General features: G+C 70.8%; 15 protein-coding genes. 9 read left to right on the top strand and 6 right to left on the bottom strand.

The annotated features are described in order from the left end of the window. The coding region (locus tag Acor_RS23555; protein WP_218034439.1) for a hypothetical protein at positions 1-399 on the top strand (399 nt) is incomplete at its 5' end. Positions 400-597: 198 nt separating this feature from the next. Then, on the top strand, positions 598-2,022 hold the full coding sequence (locus Acor_RS23560; protein WP_155338904.1) for a B12-binding domain-containing radical SAM protein: 1,425 nt from the start codon (positions 598-600) through the stop codon (positions 2,020-2,022). A gap of 201 nt (positions 2,023-2,223) precedes the next feature. On the opposite strand, the gene Acor_RS23565 is transcribed toward Acor_RS23560, so the two are convergent. Continuing rightward, the gene (locus Acor_RS23565; RefSeq protein ID WP_155338905.1) at positions 2,224-3,846 is read right to left on the bottom strand and encodes a cellulose binding domain-containing protein; all 1,623 of its coding nucleotides are present in this window, start codon (positions 3,844-3,846) and stop codon (positions 2,224-2,226) included. A 336-nt stretch (positions 3,847-4,182) separates the two neighbouring features. Between Acor_RS23565 and Acor_RS23570 the strand changes: the two genes are divergently transcribed. Genes Acor_RS23570 through Acor_RS23580 form a run of 3 tightly spaced genes read left to right on the top strand, consistent with a single transcriptional unit; the run spans position 4,183 to position 6,910 of the window. After that, positions 4,183-4,905 (top strand): hypothetical protein, encoded by a 723-nt coding sequence (locus tag Acor_RS23570; protein WP_155338906.1) that lies wholly within the window; start codon positions 4,183-4,185, stop codon positions 4,903-4,905. Between the two features lie 41 nt (positions 4,906-4,946). After that, positions 4,947-5,615 carry a response regulator transcription factor gene (locus Acor_RS23575; protein WP_155338907.1) on the top strand — a complete coding sequence of 223 codons (669 nt, stop codon included), beginning with the start codon at positions 4,947-4,949 and terminating at the stop codon, positions 5,613-5,615. Continuing rightward, positions 5,612-6,910 carry a HAMP domain-containing sensor histidine kinase gene (locus tag Acor_RS23580; RefSeq protein WP_155338908.1) on the top strand — a complete coding sequence of 433 codons (1,299 nt, stop codon included), beginning with the start codon at positions 5,612-5,614 and terminating at the stop codon, positions 6,908-6,910. Before Acor_RS23575 ends, Acor_RS23580 begins: the two co-directional genes overlap by 4 nt. Positions 6,911-6,918: 8 nt before the next feature. Here the strand turns inward: Acor_RS23580 and Acor_RS23585 are convergent, their stop codons facing one another. Genes Acor_RS23585 through Acor_RS23600 form a run of 4 tightly spaced genes read right to left on the bottom strand, consistent with a single transcriptional unit; the run spans position 6,919 to position 10,242 of the window. Then, positions 6,919-8,097 (bottom strand): ABC transporter permease, encoded by a 1,179-nt coding sequence (locus Acor_RS23585; RefSeq protein WP_155338909.1) that lies wholly within the window; start codon positions 8,095-8,097, stop codon positions 6,919-6,921. After that, a complete protein-coding gene (locus Acor_RS23590; RefSeq protein ID WP_155338910.1) occupies positions 8,094-8,747 on the bottom strand; it encodes an ABC transporter ATP-binding protein in 654 nt (217 codons plus the stop codon). The genes Acor_RS23585 and Acor_RS23590 overlap by 4 nt, the downstream gene beginning before the upstream one ends. Continuing rightward, a complete protein-coding gene (locus tag Acor_RS23595; protein WP_155338911.1) occupies positions 8,744-9,766 on the bottom strand; it encodes a peptidoglycan-binding domain-containing protein in 1,023 nt (340 codons plus the stop codon). The genes Acor_RS23590 and Acor_RS23595 overlap by 4 nt, the downstream gene beginning before the upstream one ends. Continuing rightward, positions 9,763-10,242: a hypothetical protein gene (locus tag Acor_RS23600; RefSeq protein WP_155338912.1), complete on the bottom strand. Its 480-nt coding sequence runs from the start codon at positions 10,240-10,242 to the stop codon at positions 9,763-9,765. Before Acor_RS23600 ends, Acor_RS23595 begins: the two co-directional genes overlap by 4 nt. 85 nt (positions 10,243-10,327) lie before the next feature. On the opposite strand from Acor_RS23600, the gene Acor_RS23605 reads away from it, so the two are divergent. Together Acor_RS23605 and Acor_RS23610 are read left to right on the top strand one after the other, a co-directional pair. After that, entirely contained in the window at positions 10,328-10,972 is a 645-nt protein-coding gene (locus tag Acor_RS23605; protein ID WP_155338913.1) for a response regulator transcription factor, read from the top strand. Beyond that, entirely contained in the window at positions 10,969-11,973 is a 1,005-nt protein-coding gene (locus Acor_RS23610) for a sensor histidine kinase (RefSeq protein WP_155338914.1), read from the top strand. The genes Acor_RS23605 and Acor_RS23610 overlap by 4 nt, the downstream gene beginning before the upstream one ends. Before the next feature lie 11 nt (positions 11,974-11,984). Here the strand turns inward: Acor_RS23610 and Acor_RS23615 are convergent, their stop codons facing one another. Then, positions 11,985-13,232 carry an alpha/beta hydrolase family protein gene (locus Acor_RS23615; protein WP_246239031.1) on the bottom strand — a complete coding sequence of 416 codons (1,248 nt, stop codon included), beginning with the start codon at positions 13,230-13,232 and terminating at the stop codon, positions 11,985-11,987. Between the two features lie 203 nt (positions 13,233-13,435). Between Acor_RS23615 and Acor_RS23620 the strand changes: the two genes are divergently transcribed. Continuing rightward, a complete protein-coding gene (locus tag Acor_RS23620; RefSeq protein WP_170317049.1) occupies positions 13,436-14,725 on the top strand; it encodes a sensor histidine kinase in 1,290 nt (429 codons plus the stop codon). Next, positions 14,722-15,393 (top strand): response regulator, encoded by a 672-nt coding sequence (locus Acor_RS23625; protein ID WP_155338915.1) that lies wholly within the window; start codon positions 14,722-14,724, stop codon positions 15,391-15,393. Before Acor_RS23620 ends, Acor_RS23625 begins: the two co-directional genes overlap by 4 nt. Positions 15,394-15,477: the final 84 nt, after the last annotated feature.

Here is a 15,477-nt window from a genome sequence, read left to right on the forward strand (position 1 = left end):
TCACGGACGACCTCACGTCTGTTCGTGCTGTGGCTCGACGAGCCACAGTTCGAGATCCTCGACGCCACCAAACCCAACTACGACCGGCGGGTACTTCCCCTCGACGACTTCCCCGTAGTCCTGACCTCGGGGGTGCCGCTCCCGGCCTGCTTCGTGTACGTCGGCAAACACGACCTCAGCGACGAGAACGGCCAGGCCCTACGGCTCACCGAGCAGGCCGTCTTGATCTCTCGGATACTCGCGGGCCTGTGCGGGAGCACCGTTCTCGAGCTCCTGACACATATCCAGGACGCGGCGGTCCGCGAGGCCGCGTACGAGATAAAAGGCGCACTGGTAACCCGAGTTCTCCAGCGCTCAATCGGGACGAATTGCAGAATTGCATATGCCAACTCTCCCTAGTGGCATTTCGCAGGCAATTCGACTAAGGCGGGGTGGCTGGCACGTCAAATCGCGCTCAGTCACCCCGCCGCCTACCGTCAGACCGGGGCCGTCCACGCTGTGGGGGCAGTACGCAGACGACTCAAAACTGAAATATCTGCACAGAACAGGCACACACCCTTCGCCGTGGTTCCACATTCGCTCTCTACCATCCAGGGCATGCGTGTCACGATGGTGCTCCCGGCGCTGACCGAGGCGACCAGCCCGCTGTTCCGGCCGGTCAAATATGCGCTGTTCCCGCCGCTGGGCCTCGCCACTCTGGCCGGCTACCTCCACGACGACGATGAGGTGCGAATCTGGGACGAGCACGTCCAGCGGCTGCGCCTCGACGACGACCGCCCCGATCTGGTGGTGATCCAGCCCTACATCACCTCCGCCCGGCGGGCCTACGAACTCGCCAACGCCTACCGGGCCCGAAATGTGCACGTGGTGATGGGTGGCCTGCACGTCACCTCGCTGCCCGACGAAGCCGCCGCTCACGCGGACACCGTCATCACCGGACCGGGCGAAGACACCTGGCCCGAGTTCCTGGCCGACTTCCGCCGCGGCCGCCCCCGGGCCCGCTACCACTCCACCCAGCGGACGCTGACCGGCCTTCCACCGGTACGGCGAGATCTGATCGATCGGCGCCGCTATCTGGTGCCCAACTCGATCGTGGTCTCCCGCGGGTGCCCGCACCACTGCGACTTCTGCTACAAGGACGCGTTCTTCGCCGGTGGCCGATCCTTCTACACCCAGACGGTGGACGCCGCGCTGGCCGAGATCGACCGGCTGCCCGGACGGCATCTGTACTTCCTCGACGACCACCTGCTCGGCAACCGGCGCTTCGCCGAGGAACTCTTCACCGGCATGGCCGGGATGGGGCGGCTGTGGCAGGCCGCCGGCACGGTCGACTCCGTCCTCGCCACAGGGCTGCTGGAGCAGGCGGTCGCGGCGGGGCTGCGCAGCCTGTTCGTCGGCTTCGAGACCATCAACGGCGACAACCTGGCCGCGCAGCGCAAGCGGCAGAACATCGGGCGTGATTACGCCGCGGTGGTCCGGCGGCTGCACGACCAGGGGGTGATGGTGAACGCCAGTTTTGTGTTCGGCATGGACGGCGACGGGCCCGACGTGTTCGACCGCACCGTCGACTGGGCGATCGAGCAGGGCATCGAGACCGCCACCTTCCACATCATGACCCCCTACCCGGGCACAGCGCTGTATCAGCGGATGGCGGCCGCGGGCCGGATCCTCCACCAGGACTGGGACCTGTTCGACACACGGCACGTGGTGTACCGGCCGGTGGGGCTGAGCGCCCGGCAGCTCGAGGACGGGTACTGGCGGGCCTACCGCGCCTTCTACCGGTGGAGCGCGATCTGGCGCGGCGCCGCCACCAAGCCACTCCTGGGCGACCGGCTACGCCACCTCACCTACGCCGGCGGATGGAAGAAGCTCGAACCGCTGTGGAACCTGGCCATCCGGGCGCGGCAGGTGACACGCGCGCTGCCCTTCCTCGAAACCCTGCTGGGAAGTTTCGGCGCGCGCCACCCGGAGAAGAGGAAATCCCGCGACGATCGGCGTACTGCCCCGGCCGAGGCAACATAAATTTCCCAGCCTGCGGCGACGAATCGGGCCGTACCGGGGCCGAATTGCTGAGCCGCCCATCCGGTGGGCTCATCCAACCCGACCATCGCACGTCAGAAAATTCTGCCGGATCCGGCGCAGTCGGCTCCCGCAGACATCGCGGGGGTCACCACGCGCCAGAGGTGGTACGGAGTCCACAAGGCAGCGGCTCCGCAACGGCTCCTAGGGTGTTCGCGTGCAGGTGACCGTGGGCGGGCTGTTGCTGCCGTTCCAGCTCACCAGGAAGCCGAACGTGGTGGACGCGTTCGGTGCCAGTGCTCCGTTGTAGCTCTCGTTCGTGATCGTGTACGGGCTGGCCGTGCTGTTGGTCCGGCCACCCCAGATCTGCGTGATCCGCTGACCACTGGCGAAGGTGAGTATCACCGTCCACCCGGTGGTCGCGGCGGCGCCGGTGTTGGTCACCGTCACCTGACCCTGGAACCCGCCGGACCAGCTGCTGCCCTGGCTGTACACCGCCGCACACGTGCCGGTGCCCGGACAGGCCGGCACGACCACGGTGACAGGTCCGGTGGCAGCGGATATGTTGCCGGCCGCGTCACGTGCCCGGATCTGGTAGCGGAAGGTCCCCGCGCCGGACTGCGTGAACGACGTGGTCGCCGAGGTGCCGACGGAGGCGAACGTGCCGCCGCTGGTGCCGGGCGCGCGCCAGATCTCGTACCCGGTGACACCCACGTTGTCCGTCGACGCGGTCCAGTTCAGCGTCACCGAACCACAGGTGATGCTCGCGGTCGGCGTGCCCGGGGTGGTGGGCGGCTGCGTGTCCTGCGGCGGCGGGCTGCTCGGGCAGGGCGGCGGCACGGGGGTGATCGGCGCGGTGAAGGCGGAGGTGTTGCCGGCGGCGTCGCGTGCTCGGATCTGGTACCGGTACGGCCCGTTGAAGGGCTCGGTGAACGTGGTGGTCGTGGTGGTTGCGGCCGAAGTGAACGGGCCGCCGCTGGTCGAGCGGTAGACGTCGTAACCGGTGACTCCGACGTTGTCGGTGGAGGCGGTCCAGTTCAGGGTCATCGTCAGCGCGCACGTGACCGTGACCGTCAGCCCGGCCGGGGTCGTCGGCGCAGTGGTGTCGGTGGGTGGAGTGGTCCCTCCGAGGAGGGGAGTCAGCGCCGGGTACCAGCGGTCGGACATCTTCTGGAAGCCCGAGTCGTCCGGGTGCACCCCGTCCCCTGTCGTGTCGGCCACCGGGTCGAAGCCGGTGAACTGATCGACCACCGTGATCGGCGACTGGGCGGTGGTCTTACCGGCGGCCCAGCCGGGGATGGCGTTGTTCAGCGCGGCCACGCCAGGAGGGCACCAGGTGCACCCGCTCGGGGCCATCGGAATGATTTTGGCGACGACGATCTTCATGCTCGGGTTGCCGGCCCGCATCTGGTCGACCAGTTTGCTGTACGCGGCGAGGATGGTCGCGGCCGGAATGTTGCCCCAGATGTCGTTGGTGCCCAGGTGCATGAGCACGATGTCCGGCCGGGTGGCGGCCAGCCACGGTGGGAGCTGATTCTGATTCGCGATGCCGGTGGCCTGGAACCCCCCGTGGCCCTCGTTGTCGCCGTCGTGGGCCACGGAGCAGCCGCCGCCCGGCAGGGTTCCGACGAAGTCGATGTTCGTGAAGCCGGTCCGTTGCAGGCGGTCCCAGAGCAGGGCTCGCCAGCACCCGGGCCCGCCGGTGATGGAGTCGCCGAGCGGCATGATCCTTACGGGCGCCGCCGCGGAGAACGCGGGCGTGGTCACCACGAGTCCGGCCGACGCCACAAGTGCCACCAGGATGGCGTGGACAAGTCGCTGTCGCATGGTGGCTCCCGGCCGTTGCGCAAACCGATCGAACGCGGTGCGCGGACCGTAGACGCGTGCGCCAGCGCGCGCAACGCTGCGGCCAGACGGAGCCGCGGAGTGCCAGGTCGGGGCTGGAAGTTACATGGGTTCACGAGACGGAGGCGTTGACCCCCCTGGTGCCGAAAGCAGCACCGTGGTCGTCACCAGCATCCTGCCGGTCCGCCCGAGTGGATCAATGACGGGCGCCGTCGAGGATTATGGTGCGCTTAAGGTTCGCTGAGACCCGCGGTAAGGCGTGCGCGATCTCCTGAGGGCACGGCGCCGGACAGTCCGGCGTCATCGGGAGGAGAAAACATGCGCACCAGAAAGCGCCTTCTCGTGGCGACCATTGCCTTGATCGTCGCGGGCGGGACGACCGGCTCCGCCCTGGCCGGCGCCGACCCGAAAGCGGGCGCCGCCGCGGGCCCGGCGGCGAAGGGCGGTCCGAGCGCCTGTTCCGCCGACGGGCTGAAGACGGGGGCACCCGAGCCGGAACCGGCCCAGCCGCTCAAGAAGCCGGGAGGGTCCATCGCCAAGCCGGGGGCACCGGACGACAAGCCCAACGACATGCCCAAGGACAAGCCCGAAGACGGCAGCCTCCTGTTCAACGGACCCGCCCCGGACCTGATGGCCCAGGCGCTCGGGATCACCCACGACCAGGCCGTGCAGGTGGCGCACCAGATCGAGGACCTGGCAGCCGCCAACAACGGCATCGACGTCGGCAGGACGAGCGCCGAACTGCGGGACGCCCTGAACCTGGTCAAGCGTTCGCTCGACTGCTCGACCCCCTCCGACGACAAGAAAGGGGATCCAGGCCAGAAGCAGGACGACGGGCACGGCACCGAGATCCTCGCCGCCGCGCTCGGCGTGACCAAGGACCAGGCGGAAGCCGTACGGGCCAAGGTCGACGCGCTGTCGGCGCGGACGAACGGCATCGACCCGAACGGGGCCGACTTCGCCCAGATCGCCGCCGGCGTGGGCAAGACACCCGCTGAACTGCGCGATGCCCTCAACCAGGTCAAGCAGGCACCTCGCTAACAGTCTGGAACGAGCGGATGAGCCCACCCCACAATGGCGGGATGCGGGTACTGGTGGTCGACGACGACCCGGCCGTACGGCGGTCGCTGACGAACGCGCTTCGGCGCGACGGGATGGATGTCGGCGAGGCTGAGGACGGTTTGTCGGCCCTCGACCGGCTGGCCAGGGTCAGGTACGACGCACTCGTTCTGGACGTCATGCTGCCCGAGCCCAACGGGCTGGAGGTGTGCCGCCGGCTGCGGGACCGGGGCGACCAGACCCCGATCCTCATGCTCACCGCCCGCGACCTGGTCGCCGACCGGGTCGCGGGCCTGGACGCGGGCGCCGACGACTACCTGGCCAAGCCGTTCGCGCTGGAGGAACTGCGGGCCAGGCTACGGGCGCTGATGCGGCGCAGCGGCGCCTCCCGCGAGGTGCTCGGCTTCGCCGACGTCGAACTCGACCTGGCAGGACGGGTGGCCAGGCGGGCCGGTGTGGAACTCACGATGACGCGTACCGAACTGGCGCTGCTGGAACTGTTCCTGCGCAACCCGGGGCGGGTGCTGACCCGGGAGATCATCTACGAGTCGGTGTGGGGCTACGACTTCGGCGGCGGTTCCAACGCGTTGTGGGCGCACATCAGCTACCTGCGTACCAAGCTGGAAGCGCACGGCCCCCGGCTGATCCAGACGGTCAGGGGCGTGGGCTACGTGCTGCGGGAGCGCACGTGAGCCTGCGCACCCGGATCGCGCTGGCCGGCGGCGCGGTCGTCATGGCCGCCCTGCTGGCCGCCTCCCTGATCCTGTACGGCGCACTCGACACCAACCTGCACGACCAGCTCGACACCTCCCTCGTCCATGGCGCCGCAAGCGCGACCGACGTACTGAGACAGCTCAAACGGCAGGACAAGGGGAGCGGAACGCACGAGCCGGTGAAGGTCGGCGGGACCGTCGTCCAGTTCATCCCGCAGCCGATCTGGCCGGGCCCGACCCGCGACTTCATCCCGCTGACCGAGCGCGACGTGCGGGTCTCCCAGTTCAACGAGCCGCCGTACTTCCAGGACCTGGACGGCATGCGCGTCTACACCACGGTGGTGCCCAACACGGACGGCATGCTGGTGCGCGTGGCCCGTCCGCTGTCCGATGCCACCGAGACGCTGCGCTGGATCGCCGTGCTGCTGGCCGCGCTCACGATCGGCGGCGGCCTGACGGCGGGCACCCTGTCCCGGCTGGCCGCCGGCCGCCTGCTGCGCCCGGTCGGCCGGCTGACCGACCTGGTCGAGCACGTCAGGGCCACGCACCGGCTCGACGCCCGCCTGGAGGTCGCCGGACGTGACGAGATCGGCCGCCTGGCCATCGCGTTCAACGGAATGCTGGCCGCGCTGGAGACGTCCGTGGAGGCGCAGCACCGCCTGGTCGGGGACGCCTCGCACGAGCTGCGCACCCCGCTGACCAGCCTCACCACCGACCTGGACCTGCTGGCCGAGACGGACGCCGACCCGGAACTGGTGTCGGGTGCGCGTCGGCAGGCCGGCCGGCTGAACGCCCTCATCCGCGACCTGCTCGATCTCGCCCGCGCGGGCACCGGCCCGGCTCGCACCGAGGATCTGCGCCTGGACCTCATCGCCCGCAGCGCCGCCGCCCACATCGCCCGCCGGGCCGAAGGCGTCCACTTCGAGCTGGACACCAAGGAGACGTACGTGCACGGCGACCCCGACGCGGTCGAGCGGGCCATCGGCAACCTGATCGACAATGCCGCCAAGTGGAGCCCGCCCGGCGGGCGCGTCCATGTGGAGGTCCGGGAAGGTCAGGTGGACGTACGGGACGAGGGGCCCGGGATCGACGCCGCCGACCTGCCTTATGTGTTCGACCGTTTCTACCGTTCGGCCGCCGGCCGGTCGCGGGAGGGGGCGGGGCTGGGGCTGGCCATCGTGCGGCAGATCGCGCAGACGCACCACGGGGTCGTTGAGGTCGTCCCTGCGAAGAGGGGCGCGCACCTGCGGCTGTCGCTACCGGCGATCATCTGACGGCGGCGTCAATGCAGGGCCTCCACCGGTGATGTGGTGGCCGCGCGCCAGGCGGGGTAGACGCCGGCCGCCGCGCCGATGACGAGGGTGGCGGCCAGGCCCGCGAGGACGGCCCAGGCGGGGACGACCACCGGCCAGCCTTGGGTGAACGCGTACCCGGCCGTGACGGCGGCGCCCAGCAGGATCCCGGCGGCTCCGCCGGCCGCCGACAGCAGTAGCGACTCGGCCAGGAACTGCAGGCGGACGTGCCTGCGGGTGGCGCCCAGAGAACGGCGCAGGCCGATCTCGGGACGACGTTCCAGGACCGACACCACCATCGTGTTGGCGACGCCGACGCCGCCGACGAGCAGGGCGACCGCGCCGAGGCCGAGCAGCAGCGCGGTGAGCGTGCTCGTGGCGGCCCGTTTGGCGGTCAGGGCCTCCGACGGGCGCGACACCCTGACCTCGTTGGGCGCCTCGGGGTTGGCGGTGGCGGCGAGCACGGCGCGTACGACCTCGACGGCGTCGTCCCTGGTTCGCGTGTACACGACCGTGGGGCGACCGTCGAAGCGCAGGTACGTGCGGGCGGCCGGCCAGCCGATGAGGGCGGCGACATCGAGCTCGGGGGCCAGTGCCACCGGGCGCAGAACCCCGGCGACGCTGAACCACTGCCCGCCCAGCCACACGCGCTCCCCTGGTTTGAGTACGCCGAGCCGCTTGGCCGCCGTCGCGCCGAGCACCACGACGGGGAACCTCTCGGTGGCCGCGTTCAGCCACGCGCCGCGCGCCAGCCCGGCCCGGACGGCGACCATCAGGTCGGTGCGCGCGGCCAGCACGGCGAGGCTGCCGGTCTCCCCGCCGGGCACCAGATCGCTGCGGTAGACGTCGGCCTCCAGCGTGGCCGTGGCGGTCACCGAGGTGACGGGCCCGATGCGTCCGATCATGGCGATGGAGTCGGCGGGCAGGTGCGCGGACTCGCCCTCCAGGGTCTGGCCGGGCGCGATGGTCAGGAGGTTGGTGCCGAGTGCGTCGAGCCGCCGGTTCAGGCTCTCCTGGCTGGAGGCCGCCACCCCGACGACGCAGGCCATGGCCGCGATGCCGATGGCGATGCCGAGCGCCGCCAGCACCGTACGGCCGGGCCGGGCGCGCAGCCCGGCGGACCCGAGCCGGACGAGGTCGCGCCCGAGGAGCCGCGCTCGCGTGCTCACGCGATCACCTTCCCGTCGCGCAGCTCGACGCGCCGGTCCAGCCCGGCCGCCACCTCGCGGTCGTGGGTGATCACCACGACGGTGGTCCCGGTATCGCGCAGGTCGCGCAGGAGCGCCAGCACGGACGCGCCGGAGACGGAGTCGAGGTTGCCGGTCGGCTCGTCGGCCAGCAGCAGCTCGGGGTCGCCGACGACGGCGCGGGCGATGGCGACGCGCTGCCGTTCGCCGCCGGAGAGCTGATGCGGGCGGTGCGTCAGGCGGTGCCCGAGCCCGACCCGCTCCAGGGCGGCGGCCGCGCGAGCACGGCGTTCGCGCAACGGCACACCCGTGTACAGCAGCCCGTCGGCGACCCCGTCCAGGGCGGGCATGCCGTCGGCGAGGTGGAAGCGCTGGAAGACGAAGCCGATGGCATGTCCCCTCAGCGCCGACAGCCGATCGTCCGACAGCCGCGACAGGTCCTGCCCGGCCACGGTCACCACTCCGCCGGAGGGCACGTCGAGTGCCCCCATCAGGTGCAGCATCGTCGACTTGCCCGACCCGGACGGCCCCACCACGGCGACCAGCTCACCGGGTTCCACCCGCAGGCTCACCTCGTCGAGCGCGCGCACGCCCCCCGCGTACGCCTTGCTCACGCGGTCGAACTCGATCATGACGGCACCCCCACCAGGGCGCCCTCGGCCACGCCGTCGACCTCGACCAGTCCGTCGGCGAACAGGCCGAGCCGGACCTGGACATACCGGCCGCCGACCTGGACGCCGTAGCCGCCGCCGGACAGGGCCAGCAGCGCGGTGACGGGCACGGCCAGCACGTTCTCTGCGGTGGCGGCGACCAGGTCGACGACCACCGGGGCCTGGTCGAGGCGGCCCAGCGCCTTCTGGTCCTTGACCGTCACCGTGACGTCGATCGTCGCCGGCTGCCCCTCCTCGGGGGCCGCCGTGGCGACCGACCCGATCGCGGCGACGCGCCCTTCGACGGTGCGCCCGTCGGGCAGCGTGACGACGGCCTTCCGGCCGCGCGTGACGAGGGCCTGGAGCGAGACGTCGAGGTGGACGGTGACGGCGCGCGTCGTCCCGGCGTACGACAGGAGCGGACCGTTCGCGGGGTCGCCCGGCCGGGCGGTGCGCGCGGCGATCCGGATGGGCCCCGGCGCGACGACGACGCTCGACGGCGACAGCACACCCGTCTGGGGCTGCCGGTTGGCCTTCTGCCATCGCCGTACGGCCCGAGCGGTCGACCACGTGTAGGCGCCGTCGGCGGTGAATCCGGTGTACCCCAGGGCGCGGAGGTTGCGCTCGACCTCCCGTACGTCGGCCCCGGAATTGCCAGGGCGCAGGTCGCGGAAGAGCGGGAGCCGCCCGTAGAACAGCGGCACGGGCCGGTTGTCGGCGCGGAACACGGCCGCGCCGCGCCGGACGACCGAGCCGAGCGGCGGCAGCCACGTGACCGTGCCCTGCCCGGCGCCGGCCACCGGGACGGCCGTCCCGTACCCGAGGACGCCATTGACCGGTTGCGACTTCACGAGCGTCGTGCGGATCACCGGGGCAGTCGCGGTGGCGGCGGCGGGCGGCGTGGCGCGAGGGGTTCCACCGAACCCGGCCGCGGCGACGGCGACCGCGGCGACCGCCCCCGCGGCGACGACGGCGACGCCGAGCAGCGCGACCCGCCTCATCCCTTCTCCTTGGGGTCGACGGGCAGCCGGTCGCGGCAGGCGGCGGTGGCGGCCTTGTAGACCGGGTCAGCCTCCAACTGGGCCCGGTTGGCGTGCTCGAACCGGCCGTGGATCTTCATGTTGCCGTCGGGCAGCGGGTCGGTCATCTCGATCTTGTGCGCGCGCATGCAGACGGCGAACGCCCGCAACTTGGCTATGTCCTCAGGCGACGGCCCGCTCACCCGCCGGTCGGGGCCGCCGGGCATGAACCGCTGACAGGCCCGGTACGCCGCCTGCCAGGCGGGGCTCCGGTCGCCCGCGTCGCCGATCTCGCGGTCGGCGGGAACGGTCTGCCCCTTGTCCCGCATGCACTTCACGAACGGGTCCGCGGTCGCCGAGGGCGATGCCGAGGGCGCGGCGGACGGCGCCATGGCGACCCCCGGACCGGGTGCGGCGCATCCCGCGGCCAGCGCCAGAACGACAAGTGTTCGTCTCATGTTCCGAGGTGTACGCGTTCCCCAGTGATACTGGCGCTACGGCCGACGTCGGACGGATGTCATCCCGTACCCGCAGAATGTGGTCATGCGTGTACTGGTGGCCGAGGACCATAAGGTGCTGGCCGGTCGGCTGGCGGAAGGGCTGCGCGACGCCGGGCTGGCCGTCGACGTGGTCCTGGACGGCGCGGCGGCGATCGAGGCCGCGGGCTGCACGGCGTACGACGTGATCGTGCTGGACCGGGACCTGCCGCTGGTGCACGGGGACCGGGTCTGCCGCACGCTCGCCGGGAAGGGCCCGCGCATCATCATGCTCACCGCCGCCGCGGGCGTGGACGACCGGGTCGACGGCCTCGAACTCGGCGCCGACGACTACCTCGGCAAGCCGTTCGCCTTCCACGAACTCGTCGCCCGCGTCCGCGCCCTCGGACGGCGCGCCCCCTCGGCGCCTCCGATCATGCGCGTCGGCGACCTCACCGTCGACCGGGCCCGCCACCGCGCCACCCGCGGCACGCGCCCGCTGTCGCTGACGCGCAAGGAGTTCGGCGTCCTGGAGACCCTGATCGCCGCGGAAGGCGGCGTCGTCAGCGCCGAGGACCTGCTGGAACAGGTGTGGGACGCGAACGCCGACCCGTTCAGCAACATCGTCTCCGTCACGATGACCCGACTGCGCCGCAAACTCGGCCCGCCACCGCTCATCGAGACCGTCGTCGGCCGGGGCTACCGCCTGTGACGGCCCTGCGGGTCCGGCTGACCCTGCTGTACACCGCCCTGTTCCTCGTGTCCGGGGCCGCCGTCGTCGCCATCGTGTACGGCCTGGTCGCCGCGCTGCCGAAGGACGGCGCCATCCGCGTCGAGCACCCGATGGACTTCCTCGCCTACTGCCGCCAGGCGATCCGGGCGGCGAACCCGGACCTGGAGCGCAAGTGCGAGGCCGCGTTCCGCCAGGGCGTCGTCTTCGGCGGCGAACGCGAGACGACCCTCGCCGCCCTGCTCCAGTACGGCGGCCTGGCCCTCGCCGTCGCCACCGTGTTCGCCGCCGCCGCCGGGTGGATCGTGGCCAGCCGCGTGCTGCGCCCCATCGAGGCCGCGCACGCCGCGCAGCGCCGCTTCATCGCCAACGCCGCGCACGAACTGCGCACCCCGCTGACGGTGATGCGCACCGCCGTCGACGTCGTGCTCGGCAAACCGGCCCCCACGAACGCCGAGCTGACGGGCATGGGCCGGGAGGTGGCGCAGGCCGTACAGCAGGCAGAGGTGATGATCGACGGGTTGCTGACTCTCGCCCGCACCGCACGGCCTCCCACCCGCGAAGACCTCGACCTCGCCACCCTCGCCGAGGACGTCATCGACGCTGCCGGCAGCCCCGTCCACGCCGATCTCGGTGAGGCGCCCACCTCCGGCGACCGGGTCACGCTGGAACGCCTGGTGGCCAACCTCGTCGACAACGCCGTCCGGTACAACGTGCCCGGCGGCGAGGTGTGGGTCAGCACCGAGCGGCACGAGGGCCGGGCGACGCTGACGGTCGCCAACACCGGGCCCGTCATCGACGCGGCGGTCGTGCCCGGCCTGTTCGAGCCGTTCCGGCGGCTGCGCGACCGCACCTCGGCCGACGGCCACGGCCTGGGCCTGGCGATCGTCGCCCAGATCACGGCCGCCCACGACGGGACCCTGAGCGCCGTACCCCGGCCGGGCGGCGGACTGACGGTCACCGTGGCGCTGCCCGGCCGGTAACAGGACATTGGCTAACACATCTTCTTCTCGACATCGCACAGCCTGAGCTCCGGGTAGCGCTTCGACGGATCGTCCAACAGGGGCTGCGGCTTCCCCCGAAGGTGCAGGTCGAAGAACGCCGCGACGTAGCTTCGGGTGACCTCCAGTGCGCGGGCCCCGGACACCTTGGCGCCATAGTCGATTCCGAGCTGATCCGCCATCAGCGAGACATCGGTGAAAGAGGCATGCTCTGCCCCCGACAACACCACCCAGCGTTTCCACCCGGTCAGGTTCTCCCAGGCGTGCTCCCACGAGGTGTCCCTTCCTCCGGGGCTGTGCGACACCTGCGCCCCAAGAAAGAGGAACGGCCGCGACAACCCGCTCTCCGGAACCGAAACGAACGCCGTGCCGTCGATGTTGATCCCGGCCCGCACCCGGGAGTCCGTCACCATGGCTCCAACGGCACTCGCGCCACCGGCGGAGTGCCCCGCCATCGCGATCCTGGACGGATCGATCAGCGCGGCACCCGCCCACTTGGCGTGCGACCCGGTCAGCTCGTCGAGCACAAACGACACGTCGGCCGCCCTCGTCGCCCCTACCTTGTCCCAGAACGCTTGATCCCTCTGTTCGGACTCACACGCGACACACTCGGTGACCCGCCCGTCGGGGAAGGTCGTGGCGACGTCCTCATACGTGTGACCGATGGCAACCACCACGTACCCCCTGCTGGCCAGATCTTCGGCCAAGCCCGTGAGCGAGTTCCGGGGCTTGGTGAATCCGGGCGAGAGCACCACCAGCGGCAGGCGGCCCTTCCGCCCAACCGGTTCCGCGTCCCTGGACGCGTTGGTCCGCGTCTTACTCAGCAGATCGAGCGGTACGCCGGAGATCTCCCCATCCTTCAGAGTGAGCTCAGATTCCTTCGGAGTCATGTACTGCGCCCGCTTTCCCGCCGACGACCTGGCCGGATACCACAGGGAGACCATGAGCTCTCTCGCCTTCTCACTGGGAACCCAGGGGTCAGGACGAGAGCTGTCCTTGAGATGAATAGACGTGGTCCCGACCAGCTGAGAGCCGGTCGGTTTCGGAAGGTACGGCACGCCGTGCCGGACAGCTGGCGACTCGGTGGAAGCGGGCGAGGTGGCGTCGGCAGCCGGTTTGCGATGGGGGCGGTCGGACGCGGTGGTCCCCGGGCCGACGGGGACAGAAGCGCAGGAGACAGCGGCCGCGAGGACGAGCAGTCCCGCGACCACCGCCATGCCGCTGATGTTTCCATGACCCATGAAATGGTCCCTCCAATTGGGGGATGGCTGGAACGAAGCTAGGTGCGCCTGGGTGTCGCCCGCGTCGGCTGTCACACCGATATCGGATCCCTCTCGGGAACGACCCGCGGCGTTGTCATCCCTGCGATGTACTCCCAAAGGGAGACTGCTAATGGTCCCTGCGGCCGACGCGGGACAGGCCGAACAACCGAGAGAATGCGCTGGTGGCCGAGAACGAACCACGGCGGTGGCGGCAGTTGGGGCTGGAGCTGCTGCGCTCTGAGAAGAGCCCCGCCCTGCGCTCACGCCGGGGCCTTATCGCCGACGTGTCGCTGGCGATCACGCTGACCATCCTGGCGCTGGTCGCGACGGCGGCCAGCGTCGACGGCGCCCACCTCGTCTACGGCGCGCACCATGTCGACGGGGGGTCACCTTCACTGATCGAGCCGTTGCGGCTCCCTCCCGGCCCCGAGTTCGGCAAGGACGCCACCGAGTCTGCGGATACCGGCCTGCTGCCGTTGCTGGTGATCCTGACCACGCTCCCGCTGGCGGTCAGGCGGCTGTATCCGCTGAGCGCATTCTGGGCGGTGCTGCTGGCGGCGCTGGCCACCCACGACGACGTGACCTGGATCATCGTGTTGTCCTGCGCCGTCGCTGTCTACAGCGCGGTGGCGTACAGCCCGCACCGGGTGCCGGCGATAGCCAGCCTCATGCTCGCGGCCGTCCTGGCGGGGGCCGCCTTCAACGACGTGGTCGCGGGGCTGCCGAGCTGGCTGGGACCCTTCGTCGTGCTGCTGAGCGCCGGAGCCATCGCCAGTTTCGTCCGTTTCTGGCAGAAACAGCTGAGTGCTCACGACGCGGCCATGCGCCGGGCCGTTGAGGTGGAGCGCGCCCGGATCGCCAGTGAACTCCACGACGTCGTCACACACAATGTGAACGTGATGGTGATCCAGGCCGGAGCGGCGCGCAAGGTGATGGACGCGGCGCCCGACCAGTCGAAGCAGGCCCTGCTCGCGGTCGAAGCCAGCGGCCGGGCCGCCATGGCCGAACTGCGCCACGTGATGGGCCTGCTCGCCGGTCCCGAGAGCACACGGGCGGACGGCATGGGCGACGGGCTCGAACCACAACCCGGGCTTGACCAGCTCGACGCCCTGGTGGAACGGGTCCGCGCGGCCGGAGTTCCGGTCAGTGTCGAGGTGCGCCGGCTGCCCGGTCCGCTGCCGCCGGGGGTGGATCTGGCCGCCTACCGCGTCGTGCAGGAGGCCCTGACCAACACGATCAAGCATGCGGCCGGTTCGGCGGTCTCGGTCACCATCGGCCACAGCGGCGGCTGGCTGGAGATCGAGGTCGCCGACACCGGGAGCGGACGACAGAGCCAGCCGAGAGCCGGTGCCGGCAGCGGGCTGATCGGACTGCGTGAGCGGCTCGCCATCTACGGGGGAACGCTGCACGCGGGACCGAAGAGCGACGGCGGATACCGGACCAGCGCGCGAGTCCCCTGGGCCGCCGTATGAGCGGGCCGCTCCGCGTCGTCATCGCCGACGACCAGGCGCTGGTACGCAGCGGTTTCGGGATGATCCTCGCGGCTGACGGCATCGAGGTGACGGGAGAGGCGGCCAACGGAGCCGAAGCGGTCGCCGCCGTCCGCCGTACCAGGCCCGACGTGGTGCTCATGGACATCCGGATGCCGCAGATGGACGGCCTCGAAGCCACCAGGCAGATCATGGCGGGCGGCTCTCACGAAACCCGCGTCCTCATCCTGACCACCTACGATCTCGACCACTATGTCTACGCCGCGCTCACTGCGGGGGCCAGCGGTTTCCTGCTCAAGGACGTCTCCCCCGAGCACCTGGTGGCCGCGGTGCGCCTGGTGCGCTCAGGTGACGCCTTACTGGCCCCGACGATCACCCGTCGCCTGGTCGAGCGTTTCGCCCCGCGCGATGCCGCCAAGGCCGCACTTCACCGGGATCTGTCTGAGCTGACGCCACGAGAAGTGGAAGTACTGCGGCTGATCGCCGCCGGCTTGAGCAACGCCGAGCTCGCCGACCGGCTGACCCTCAGCCCGACGACGGTGAAGACCCACGTCGCACGTATCCTCTCCAAGCTCGGTCTCCGCGACCGCGTCCAGGCCGTGGTCGTCGCTTATGAGACCGGACTGGTCTCCCCGGGTGGTCTTCAGTGATCCGCACTGGATACCCGTTGGAAAAGCGGAGCCACGAACGGGGAAATCCCCTACCGCCCCACCCGGGCAACCGCCGCTCTCGGC

The organism is Acrocarpospora corrugata (assembly GCF_009687845.1).
Taxonomy (GTDB): Bacteria; Actinomycetota; Actinomycetes; order Streptosporangiales; family Streptosporangiaceae; genus Acrocarpospora; species Acrocarpospora corrugata.

Bases quoted from the DNA above. Each gene is read 5' to 3' on its own strand.
- Acor_RS23560 (WP_155338904.1), top strand. From the start codon at position 598: ATGCGTGTCACGATGGTGCTCCCGGCGCTGACCGAGGCGACCAGCCCG.
- Acor_RS23565 (WP_155338905.1), bottom strand. From the start codon at position 3,846: ATGCGACAGCGACTTGTCCACGCCATCCTGGTGGCACTTGTGGCGTCG.
- Acor_RS23570 (WP_155338906.1), top strand. From the start codon at position 4,183: ATGCGCACCAGAAAGCGCCTTCTCGTGGCGACCATTGCCTTGATCGTC.
- Acor_RS23575 (WP_155338907.1), top strand. From the start codon at position 4,947: ATGCGGGTACTGGTGGTCGACGACGACCCGGCCGTACGGCGGTCGCTG.
- Acor_RS23590 (WP_155338910.1), bottom strand. From the start codon at position 8,747: ATGATCGAGTTCGACCGCGTGAGCAAGGCGTACGCGGGGGGCGTGCGC.
- Acor_RS23595 (WP_155338911.1), bottom strand. From the start codon at position 9,766: ATGAGGCGGGTCGCGCTGCTCGGCGTCGCCGTCGTCGCCGCGGGGGCG.
- Acor_RS23600 (WP_155338912.1), bottom strand. From the start codon at position 10,242: ATGAGACGAACACTTGTCGTTCTGGCGCTGGCCGCGGGATGCGCCGCA.
- Acor_RS23605 (WP_155338913.1), top strand. From the start codon at position 10,328: ATGCGTGTACTGGTGGCCGAGGACCATAAGGTGCTGGCCGGTCGGCTG.
- Acor_RS23615 (WP_246239031.1), bottom strand. From the start codon at position 13,232: ATGGGTCATGGAAACATCAGCGGCATGGCGGTGGTCGCGGGACTGCTC.
- Acor_RS23625 (WP_155338915.1), top strand. From the start codon at position 14,722: ATGAGCGGGCCGCTCCGCGTCGTCATCGCCGACGACCAGGCGCTGGTA.